This window comes from Cytobacillus sp. Hz8 (assembly GCF_042263505.1).
GTDB lineage: Bacteria > Bacillota > Bacilli > Bacillales > Cytobacillaceae > Bacillus_BE.
This window is the reverse complement of sequence record NZ_JBHKFI010000006.1, coordinates 194013-205457: the sequence shown is the minus strand read 5'-3', so window position 1 is coordinate 205457 and position 11445 is coordinate 194013. Positions and strand designations below refer to the sequence as shown.

11 protein-coding genes are annotated in these 11445 nt (G+C 36.1%); 8 read left to right on the top strand and 3 right to left on the bottom strand.

Annotation, left to right across the window (positions count from 1 at the left end):
- The 7 genes from ACE38V_RS10310 to ACE38V_RS10280 all read left to right on the top strand — a co-directional run.
- The coding region (locus ACE38V_RS10310) for an IS3 family transposase (protein WP_375841177.1) at positions 1-91 on the top strand (91 nt) is incomplete at its 5' end.
- Positions 92-583: 492 nt separating this feature from the next.
- The gene (locus ACE38V_RS10305; protein ID WP_375841168.1) at positions 584-2005 is read left to right on the top strand and encodes an APC family permease; all 1422 of its coding nucleotides are present in this window, start codon (positions 584-586) and stop codon (positions 2003-2005) included.
- Positions 1980-3074 (top strand): agmatine deiminase, encoded by a 1095-nt coding sequence (gene aguA, locus ACE38V_RS10300; RefSeq protein WP_375841167.1) that lies wholly within the window; start codon positions 1980-1982, stop codon positions 3072-3074. The genes ACE38V_RS10305 and aguA overlap by 26 nt, the downstream gene beginning before the upstream one ends.
- Before the next feature lie 91 nt (positions 3075-3165).
- The gene (gene arcC, locus ACE38V_RS10295) at positions 3166-4113 is read left to right on the top strand and encodes a carbamate kinase (protein ID WP_375841166.1); all 948 of its coding nucleotides are present in this window, start codon (positions 3166-3168) and stop codon (positions 4111-4113) included.
- Positions 4114-4206: 93 nt separating this feature from the next.
- A complete protein-coding gene (gene ptcA / locus ACE38V_RS10290) occupies positions 4207-5241 on the top strand; it encodes a putrescine carbamoyltransferase (protein ID WP_375841165.1) in 1035 nt (344 codons plus the stop codon).
- A gap of 184 nt (positions 5242-5425) precedes the next feature.
- Positions 5426-6283 (top strand): polyamine aminopropyltransferase, encoded by an 858-nt coding sequence (gene speE, locus ACE38V_RS10285; protein WP_375841164.1) that lies wholly within the window; start codon positions 5426-5428, stop codon positions 6281-6283.
- A complete protein-coding gene (locus ACE38V_RS10280; RefSeq protein ID WP_375841163.1) occupies positions 6267-7898 on the top strand; it encodes a M20/M25/M40 family metallo-hydrolase in 1632 nt (543 codons plus the stop codon). Before speE ends, ACE38V_RS10280 begins: the two co-directional genes overlap by 17 nt.
- Before the next feature lie 463 nt (positions 7899-8361).
- Here the strand turns inward: ACE38V_RS10280 and ACE38V_RS10275 are convergent, their stop codons facing one another.
- On the bottom strand, positions 8362-8670 hold the full coding sequence (locus ACE38V_RS10275) for a hypothetical protein (protein WP_375841162.1): 309 nt from the start codon (positions 8668-8670) through the stop codon (positions 8362-8364).
- A gap of 189 nt (positions 8671-8859) precedes the next feature.
- Between ACE38V_RS10275 and ACE38V_RS10270 the strand changes: the two genes are divergently transcribed.
- Entirely contained in the window at positions 8860-9024 is a 165-nt protein-coding gene (locus ACE38V_RS10270) for a hypothetical protein (RefSeq protein ID WP_375841161.1), read from the top strand.
- Between the two features lie 381 nt (positions 9025-9405).
- Here ACE38V_RS10270 and ACE38V_RS10265 read toward each other — a convergent pair whose 3' ends face one another.
- On the bottom strand, positions 9406-9714 hold the full coding sequence (locus ACE38V_RS10265) for an antibiotic biosynthesis monooxygenase family protein (RefSeq protein WP_375841160.1): 309 nt from the start codon (positions 9712-9714) through the stop codon (positions 9406-9408).
- An 800-nt stretch (positions 9715-10514) separates the two neighbouring features.
- The gene (locus ACE38V_RS10260; RefSeq protein ID WP_375841159.1) at positions 10515-11438 is read right to left on the bottom strand and encodes a MerR family transcriptional regulator; all 924 of its coding nucleotides are present in this window, start codon (positions 11436-11438) and stop codon (positions 10515-10517) included.
- Positions 11439-11445 lie beyond the last annotated feature (7 nt).

Sequence of the window (11445 nt, the reverse complement as noted above, 5' to 3'; positions counted from 1 at the left end):
ATATATGGAATATTATAATACGAAACGGATGAAGGCAAAATTAAAAATGAGCCCGGTGCAATACCGAACTCATTTTGAGCAAGCAGCCTAATGAAATAACCGTGTCTAACTTTTAGGGGTCACTTCAAATACGGGCTGTTTTTTTTTATCAAAGCAATTAAAACATGTTTCAGAAAATGCTTTTTATTATTGAAATTGATTTTCATAGAGTAAGTAAAACCATTGAAAAATAAGGGCTAATAAAGTATGTGAAGGATGTAACATGTTTCGGGTTTTGAAACATGTTTTAATAAACCCGCAAAAAATCTAAAGGTCTTGAAACTATTTTCATTGAAATCAAATGAGGCTACTATATGGGTATAGCATTCCTGCAGAAGTGTTTCACAAAAATCTTTACAAGTTTTTTTGTAAAGAAAACGAGTATTTATCACAACAATGAAGAATTTCTTTATGGAAGCGATTTATTATTTTGAAATAATTTTAAGCTTCGTTGTTTTCATCCTGGTACCAATGAAACTAAAGAGAAATTTCAACGTGGTAAAGAATATGTAAATGGTTTGAAAACTGAATAGGAGTGAGAATGATGGAAAAGCAAAAAAAGCTTCGATTATTTGACTCAGTCCTCTTGGCCGTAACAGTTGTACTTGTCGCAGAATCTGTGGCACCTGCAGCAGCCATTGGACCATCGCAATTTTTCTGGTGGGCTTTATTATTAGTTGCATTTTTCCTTCCATATGGCCTCGTTTCAGCAGAGCTAGGGACCACATATGAAGATGAGGGAGGTATTTACGATTGGGTAAAGAGGGCATTTGGTCCGAAAAATGGAGGTAGGGTTGCTTGGTTTTACTGGATTAACTTCCCACTTTGGATGGGATCCTTGGCTGTGCTATTTCCAACCATTATTACCCAATTTTCAGGTAAAGAATTTGGAACAGTTATTTCAACTATTATTTCCTTACTATTTATCTGGGTTGTTTCTTTTGTAAGCTTTTTCCGTATTAGCGAAAGTAAATGGATTTTGAATTTAGCAGCATTTTTTAAAGTATTTATTTTACTAAGCCTTGGTGGCATTGGAATTTATTTTGCGATTACTCAAGGAGTGGCAAACTCTTATACTGCAAAAAATATGTTACCATCATTAGATATTAATAGTCTTTCCTTTTTATCAGTTATCATTTTTAACTTTCTTGGCTTTGAGGTGGTTGCCTCTATGTCTGGAGAAATGCATAATCCGCAAAAAGATATTCCAAAGGCATTGGTTATCGGAGGATTACTAATCGCTATATTCTATATCCTAGCAGCTTTTGGCATTGGAGTTGCCATCCCATATGATGAATTGACTACAGATACTGGTTTAATTGAAAGCTTTACCATTTTACTTGGTTCTGGTGGCGGCTGGTTCGTGACCATTGTCGGCTTGATGTTCCTCTTTACATTAGGAGCGAACCTCATCTCATGGTCTTATGGAATAAACTATGTATCTCTTTACGCGAGTGAAGATCATGCTTTACCTAAAATCTTTAAATGGAAAAGTGAAAAAACAGATATGCCAATTGGAGCACCATTATTAAATGGAATCCTTGCTTCTATATTAGTGTTACTTGCTCCTATCATGAGTAATCTTGGCTTAGATGATATCTTTTGGAGCTTCTTTGCTCTTAATCTCGTCACCTTGCTGGCATCCTATATTTTTATGTTTCCAGCATTCTTGAAGCTTAGAAAAATTGATGGGGATCGGGAACGACCATTTAAGGTGAAGGCAAATGGAGCTATGCTGAAAGTGATCACATATGTACCATTTGTACTATTAATTATATCTGTCTTGTTCACAATCGTCCCACTTAATTTAAGTAAAGATGAATTGATATTTAAGCTTCCATTACTCGTTGGAACCTTACTTGCTGTATTTATTGGAGAATTCGTTGTGAAACATAGCTTAAAACACAAAGATGATGATATAAATAAGGAGGCAAATATACATGAAAACGTTACTCACCAATCCTAAATTAGACGGTTTCCGGATGCCAGGAGAATTTGAAAAACATGAAGGTTGTTGGATTATATGGCCAGAACGTCCAGATAATTGGCGTGAAGGTGGAAAACCAGCACAAAAAATATTTGCAGAAGTGGCAAAAGCAATTTCAGAGTTTGAACCTGTCTCAATGGTCGTTAGTCGTGGCCAATATTCAAATGCCCGCCATATGTTACCCGATCAAATTCGTGTTGTGGAAATGGCAAATGATGATTCATGGATTCGCGACTGCGGACCAACATTTGTTAAAAATGATCTAACTGGAGAAATTCGTGGAGTGGATTGGACCTTTAATGCTTGGGGGGGCTTAGTAGATGGACTTTACTTCCCATGGGATGATGATGACCATATTGCGCAAAAGGTATGTGAGCTTGAAAGAAAGGACCGTTATCGTCTAAATGATTTTGTGCTAGAAGGTGGCTCAATCCATGTTGATGGGGAAGGAACCTTAATTACGACAGAAGAATGCTTGCTTAGTGAAGGTCGCAATTCATCCTTAACAAAAGAAGAAATCGAAAATGTGTTGAAGGAATATTTAAATATTGAAAAAATCATTTGGTTAAAACGTGGGATCTATTTGGATGAAACAAATGGTCATGTGGACAATATTTGTAATTTCGTTCGACCAGGAGAAGTGGTTTTAGCTTGGACGGATGATGAGAGCGACCCACAATATGAAATCTCAAAAGAATGCTATGACATCTTAAAAAATGAAAGAGATGCAAAGGGACGTCCCATTACTGTTCATAAACTATATGTACCAAAACCAATATTAATTACAAAGGAAGAAAGTGAAGGGGTAGATGCCGTCGATGGTACACTTCCTCGGATGGAAGGAGATCGTTTAGCGGCTTCTTATGTGAACTATTACACAGCTAATGGCGGAATTGTCATGCCACTATTTGGAGATCCGAATGATGAAAGAGCGTTATCCTTGTTAAATGAGCTCTATCCAGATCGAAAGGTAGTTGGAGTGTATGCTAGGGAAATTCTACTTGGCGGCGGAAATATCCATTGCATCACTCAACAAGAACCTTTATAAAAACGCAATTTAGTATAGCATGCATAGGGGACATTTTACTAGTGGAAAATGTCCCCTATAGAAAAATATGTGAGATAAAGGGTGAAAAGGAATGTCAAGAATAGTCATCGCCCTTGGCGGAAATGCTCTAGGGAATACACCGTTGGAACAAAAGCAGAAAATCGATCATGCGGCACACGCACTTGTTAATCTGATCAATGAAGGGCATGAAATTGTGATCAGTCATGGGAATGGTCCACAAGTAGGAATGATTCAACTTGCCTTTGAAAAATCATCTGCCGTAGATCAGAAAATTGCTCCCATGGATCTGCCAGAATGTACGGCAATGAGTCAAGGGTATATCGGCTTTCACCTGCAAAATGGAATCAAGAAAGAATTGCGCAGACAGGGGCTTCCTTGGCAGGTAGAAACGATTGTAACCCAAGTGGTTGTCGATGAAACCGATCCAGCCTTTCAAGATCCAACAAAACCAATAGGTGGATATTATGATGAAGCCACAGCACAAACACTTATGAAAAGTCAACCGAAAGAGGTATATGCGGAGGATGCCGGACGTGGTTGGCGCCGGATGGTTGCCTCACCTAAGCCAATTGATATTGTGGAGAAGGATTCCATTGTCAATCTGCTTAATCAAGAGTTTATTGTCATTGCTTGCGGAGGCGGAGGAATCCCAGTTGTAATGGACAAACAAGGTGACTATCAAAGTGTTTCAGCTGTTATTGATAAGGATTTTGCTTCTGCAAAATTAGCGGAATTAGTGGATGCTGACTATTTATTCATATTAACTGCTGTGGAACGAATCGCCATTAATTGGGGAAAGAAGGATCAAACAGATTTACCGCAGTTAACTGTTAAACAAGCAACTGATTATTGCCAGGAAGGTCAATTTGCACCAGGAAGTATGCTACCAAAAGTAGAAGCGGCAATCCAATTTGTTCAAAGTGGAAAAAATCGTCGAGCCATCATTGCTTCGTTAGAAAAGGCAACAGAAGCAATCAAAGGTCTTACCGGGACTTTAATAACGGATGAAGTTATTTAGCTAAATAATAAAACCTGTATTCTGATTTGATATATTAATAATGTAAAAGAAATGGGCTAATTAAAAAAAAAACACCATTAGGAGGAGATTAACATGACTCAAAAAGATTTTATCGATACAAATCATTTTACAAAAGAAGAATTAATGGACATTGTGAATTTATCTCTTTCACTAAAAAAATGTATTAAGGCTGGTTACTATCCACCTCTTTTAAAAAACAAAACATTAGGAATGATCTTTCAGCAATCCTCTACGAGAACGCGTGTTTCTTTTGAAACAGCAATGGAACAGCTTGGGGGACATGCGCAATATCTTGCTCCAGGACAAATTCAACTTGGAGGCCATGAAACAATCGAAGATACAAGTCGTGTCCTTTCAAGATTAGTAGATATTTTAATGGCGCGTGTGGAAAGACATCATTCCGTTGTGGCTCTAGCGAAAAATGCCACCATCCCTGTTATTAATGGGATGTCTGATTATAATCATCCAACACAGGAAATGGGGGATATCATCACGATGATCGAACATCTTCCAAAAGGAAAAAATTTAGAAGATTGCAAGGTGGTCTTTGTTGGCGATGCCACTCAAACTTGTGCATCCCTAGGATTTATCACAACAAAAATGGGAATGGAATTTGTTCACTTTGGTCCAAAGGGCTTTCAGCTTAGAGAAAATCATATCAAGATTATGGAAGAAAATTGCAAGGTATCAGGCGGCAGCTTCTCTATTACGGAAGATGCAGATGTAGCATTAGCTGGAGCAGACTTTGTTTATACCGATGTATGGTATGGCTTATATGAAGCAGAATTATCTGAAGAAGAAAGAATGGGAATCTTCTATCCAAAATATCAGGTCACAATGGATATGATGAAAAAAGCAAATCCAGAGGCTAAATTTATGCACTGCCTCCCTGCAACACGTGGAGAAGAGGTCACAGATGAGGTTATGGACTCTGACCTTTCCATTGCGTTTGATGAGGCAGAAAATAGACTCACAGCAATGCGCGGACTACTTGTTTATTTTCTTGGTATGGACAAACCAAACCCTGAAAAGATTCAAGAAGTGAAAGCAGAACTAGATTCCATCTTGGTTGATATTTTTTCAGAAAAAATCCTAATGATGAATTAACATACAATTATTAAGGCTTCCTCATGTATGGAAAGTACCATATATGAGGAAGTCTTTTTGTCTTGGTTTTTAATTCGCACATAGATATTCATTCTAGTGAAAAAAACTATTGACAGATTCCTAATTCATGTTGATAGTTCTATGTATAGGCTTATATTTTTTACAAGAAAAAGGAGTGTTTCAATTGGAATTATGGTATACACAACCGCAAACAGACAACATTCGATTTTCCATTAAAGTGAGTGAACATTTATACACGGCGAAAAGTCCATATCAACAAATTGATATTTTCGATAGTGAAGAAATGGGGAAATTTTTGATTATTGATGGCATCGTCATGCTGACTTCAAAAGATGAATTCATTTATCATGATATGATTGTTCACGTTCCAATGGCAACAAACCCTAATATTAAGAAAGCCCTTGTGATTGGCGGAGGCGATGGGGGAACGGTCCGTGAATTGACGCGATATCCATCCATTGAATCTATCCATATGGTTGAAATTGATGAAATGGTGGTGAAAGCGGTTAAAGAATATCTACCACTTACATCTGGTAAATTAGATGATCCAAGGGTATCTCTTCATTTTGAAGATGGAGCAGCATTTATTAAGAATACGCAGGAGAAATATGATTTAATTATCGTAGACTCTACAGATCCAATCGGACCTGGAGAAGGACTATTCACCAATGAATTCTATCAAGATTGCTATAACGCGTTAGCGGAAGATGGGATCTTGGTAAATCAATGCGAAAGTCCATTTTATGAAAAAAATGCAAAAGAAATGAGAAGGGCGATTTCCAAAATTAAAAAATTATTCCCGATTGCTGAAGTGTATCAATATAACATGCCTACTTATCCATCAGGTCATTGGTTATTTGGATTTGCTTCAAAAAAATACCATCCAATCCGTGATTTTCAACCGGAAAAATGGAAAGAGTTCGGATTGAAAACAAAATATTACAATACTGAAGTACATCAGGGATCTTTCATGTTACCAACTTATGTGAGGGAGCAAATCAATCGTGTCGATTCTGAGTGATACTCCTCTATCAATCTATCAGACATTGTTGAAGTTTTGTCATGTGAAAAGTGTAACAGATTCAGAAGGAGAGAAAGAGGCTCCAAAATTTTTATTTGGAGAGCTGAAAACACTTCCATATTTTCAAGAAAATCCGGAAGATTTGTTTATTCAGCCGATCCAGGAGGACAGGCTCGGTCGCTCCAATCTTTGCGCTTGGGTAAAGGCTAAAACACCAACGAAACGAACTCTTATTTTGATGGGACATTTTGATGTAGTGGATACAGATGTGTGTGGTCACTTAAGAGTGGAAGCGTTTGATCCAGAAAAATACACGAAATTAATCGGAAATGAAGAAATTTCTGATGAAGCGAGGGAAGATCTAGAATCGGGAAAATGGATTTTTGGTCGTGGAACCGCTGACATGAAATCGGGGTTAATCGTTCAGGCTGCCGTACTGTCGGAATTCTCCCGGAATAGAGAGGATTTGGATGTTAACCTTCTCTATATCGCCGTCGCGGATGAAGAAAATAATGCCTGTGGAATTCATGAGGCTGTACGCTATTTAGCAGAACAAAAGAAACAAGGGTATGAATTCCTCTGTTGTATTGATAGTGAACCAAGTATCACCCAAGAAAAGAAGGACCACGGCTGGATTCATTATGGAACCGTTGGAATGTACACTCCTTTTACCTTTATTCTTGGTAGAGAGACGCATGTGGGAGAGTACTTCGAAGGGATTCCCGCATCTTTAATCGCCTTTAAACTAGGAAGTATCCTCGAAGGAAATGGCCAATTTGCCGATCGCTATAAAGGGGTGACGTATCCTCCATTAACATGCTTGAAGGTATATGATTTAAAACCTACCTATTCTGTAACGGTTATTGAGCGAATTGCGATGTATTATAATTGCTTATTTGCAACATTGACACCTGATGAAGTATTATCTATGATGAAAACCGCTTCTGAGCAGGCATTAGAAGAGGCTATGGCCACCTATAATAAAAATTGGCTCGAGCAAAATACGCATTCTGAGAAAAAAATCTTTCAGGATAAAGTCATGGAATACACTGAATTAGTGGGATTAGCGGAAAAGGAAACAGGGCGACCAATCGAAGAGATTACAGAAAGATTTTTACAAACTCTCCCTCAAGAACTTGAACTTCAAGATAGGGGCTTAAAGTTGGTCAATCATCTGGTGGATTTAACAGGTCTTAAAGGTCCTACCATTATCATTGGCTTTTTACCTCCGTATTGCCCGTCAGGCATAAATGGAAGAAAGACAGAAGCGGAGTTAAAAATCATCTCAAGTGCAGAGCAAGTCATTCAGCTTGCCAAAAATGAATATAATATGACCATCTCTACCGGAGAAATTTACGAAGGAATCTCTGATTTAAGCGAATTTGCCTTCAAAGGTACCGACAGGGATATTAAAACCTTAACCCATAATTTTGCCGGCTGGGGAGTTGATTTTGACTATCCTTTCGACCAATCCAGATTTTTAGGTATTCCAATTGTAAATCTCGGTCCAATTGGAAAGGATGCCCATAAGAAAACAGAACGCCTCTATTTGCCATATGCATTGGAGGTTTTACCTCAGTTATTAAAAGAAATGATTCAGCAATTGGCAAAATAAAAAAATTTTACAAAGTCTAGGAGACCTTTTGGTTTTCTGGGCTTTTTCAATTGCATTGAAAAGAGCAATCATGGAGTTATTGAATATGTAAATAATATGGCAATAACTATTCTTAATTATAAATATTCTAATAATTCAAATAGTATTTTACCCATTTTTAAAACCCACTTAAATCAAGCAATTGCAAGCTCTTCTTTTTTCAAATGTAGTCTTCTACATTGTTGAGTTGGCATTTGTGTTTGGATTTACACTCCCAGATGAGCAATTCCTTTCAACAGGATTGGTTGGAGGAACGATATTATCAACAAATATCTTCTTCGGTTAAGGTCATATATGGAAAAGAGTATGAGATTGTTTTTGCGTCTGAGGATAAACATGATTAAGATATTTAGATGAACCTTTGCTTCCATGACAGGGGTTTTATACGTATTGAGTCAATTCTATTGGGCTTCCGTTTATTTTTTCACCCTTGACTCAATTGATCACTTAACATAAAAAGCAATACTACGAGTATATGGAGAAATGACAAGATTGTTAAATGAAATCCTACCAAACCATCAATGATTTGGTAGGCGATTGGGAACAGAAATGTTTCTATCCCAAATATTATGATGACACAGCCAATTTGTCTGGCTAATTTTTTTTCATTTTTAGGGATAAAAACCTCGTTGAATCCTGCAATGAATGAAGTTTTTCCTTTGTGATAAATAGAGTATCCAATCATTGTAATGAAGATTCCTATGGCCATTAATATTAAAGAAACAGCAAACATCTTAAACCTCCGGAAAAATTTAGGTCGTTAAACATGTACTTTTCAATAATGAAACGAATCTAGTTATTTTGTATATTACTTTTCTTCTGATTGAAGATTCCCAAAATGAAACTCATTCCTGCTGCAATGCCAATTTCATGGTAGGAATTGATTTTAGTTAGAAAAAGGGTAAATGAAGGGGGCAAGTGAATGGCAGGAAATGTTATCAATAAAGGAAAGGCCAAAGAGATAATCAAACAAGGGAAAAAGACACACAAAAGGAAAGGAATATTTAAGATTATCCTCCATTTTTTTACAAATAGAGCAGAAAAATATATTCCGAAAAGAACGGAAATAATAAAATTCGTCCAATAAATAGGTTGGATTGAATAGGTGATTTTAGCGTTTTGTTGAATTTGAGTTTTTATTTCAAAGCTTACATAGCTAAATATGATTAAACCAATCACCCAAAGGATTTTCCAAAAAAAATTTGAACGCTCAGTATTAATCATTTGTATCTCCTTCTTTCGTAAAACCATATATTTCCATTATACATAAAAGGCCTTGTATATATATCATATTTTGGGATATCTTTATAATTTCAAAATGTACTTAAAATTGTTAACAAGGGATTGTAGAAAATTAATTGAAAGACTTAGAATGAAAAATTACTTCTGGATGCATCTAATCTGAATAATCTGATTATTCATCGCGAAATGAGTTTCAAAGACTCCAATAATAGGAGTCTTCTGCTGCTCAAATATCATCTTGTAACAGATTAATTTTTTCAAAATGCTCAACTGTAGGGAATGGGTGATAGAAATGATGTAACAAATCTTTCCACTCCTGATACTCGACTGATTCTCTGAATCCTATCGTGTGGTCTTCTAGGCTATCCCATTTAACAAGAAGCAAATATTTACCCTCTACTTCCATGCAACTCTGTAATTCATGGGATATATAGCCTTTCATAGATGAAATAATATTTGATGCTTTACGAAAAGCTTCTTCAAATTCCTGTTCCATTCCAGTTATAACATGAAGCATTGCGGCTTCCAGTATCATAACTCTCCCTCCTTAAAGTTCCTATGTATGGGAAAACATGTTAAACTTACTATATCATATATGGCATTATTCAGAAAATAGCATATAACACGACGATAATTTTTTTGGTGCGGTAAAATTACCAATTAATTGGAGGACGTATATGGTTAGTATAATGGGTTATTGGTCTTTGTTAATTACTATTGGGATCCCCTTGTCGCTGGTATTTCTTTTAATATGGATTTATAAGGTTAAAAGAAATAGTGAAATTCAAGTTGAACAAAATAATAAGATTATTCAATTGTTAGAAGAAAGGAAAATTGAGTAAATTCATTCTATTAAATATACTAACGGTGGCATAAGAGATGATGAGGTCAGCCATGTTTTGCTGACTTTCTTCTAAGAAAATAAAAATTGACTGTTTCCAATGAAAAAACAATATGAAAGCAGAGGTACCTATGGATGGCAATATTTTTGGCATATTTTTTGGCCCCTTTTTTGAAAGGACGGAGTAGATAATTCGAAGCCTTCGATGCAATATGGCAATGATAGTTTTTCTTTCCTCTCTGGGTAATTCACTAATAAAACTCCACTAAATATTAATTGTAAGGTAGGAATAACGTCAGGAAAATACGGATTTTCAACGTAATAAAAGCCTAATTTTCCGCTGATATTAAAGAAAAATTAGGCTTTAGTTACTTCTAAATAGCAATGAGCTTAGCCCGAATGTTGAGATAATCCAATATTAATATTGGTATGAATCTCCTAATGAAGTTATCAATTCCGACCAATATAATTTATTAACACTTGCTATTGGCCTATCAAATTCCGCCAAATGTTTTACCAATGGTGTATTTGTTTTGGAAAATCATATCCATATTATTTCTAAAGGTGTTAAATTTACTGCTCAATATTCCCAAATAGTTAGAGAAGTCTGCTGGCAGCATGTTAGGATTTGCTTTTAAAAACTCTGATAACTTTTTACTCATTTCCAATAGTTCGGAATATCCTTCCTGATGTTTTCCCTCTTCTATTCTCTTGTCGATGTCTGCCATTTCTTCAGCTGATATTTGGCCAGAAAATGAAAGAATATTATTTACTATTTTCCCCGTCCGAGATTCAAATTTTTCGAATCCTTCTTTTGTACTATTTTCATAGAGCTTATCCAATATTCCTGTGATCTCTTCTGGAATTTTTACGTCATCCGTCGAATCAAGCAATTTTACAAACTCATTCCAGGCTTCTTCTTTTTCCCTTGTATCGATAGGCTCATCTAAAAACGGTCCATACATAATCGCCATCATTTTACCAAAACCATTCGGAAAGATTCTTTCTAATTCCTTCTTCATATAATCGTTTGACGCCTGGGCATCTATATCCAAATAACGATTTAACTTATCTAAATCTTTAGAAAGAGACTTTGGATGATTGTTATCCATAAGCAAAGCCTGAATAATAATCTCTGTTTCACCCAAAACATGAATCTTTTTTCTAATCACCTCTAATTGTTTCTCCATCATTTTGTGGAACTTTTTCGGATCTTCAAGGAACTCCTTTATTTGTTTTACCGGTATATCTAGGTGCCTCAGAACTTTTATCTGCTTTAATTTGTTAATATCCCCTTCGGAATAAATTCGATATGAGTTGTCTTTTTCTTTGATAGGATGAATTAATCCCTTCTCTTCATAAAAATAGATAGCCTTTCGTGTCAGACCAGTTGTTTTCATAACCTCACTTAATTTCATCTCTTCT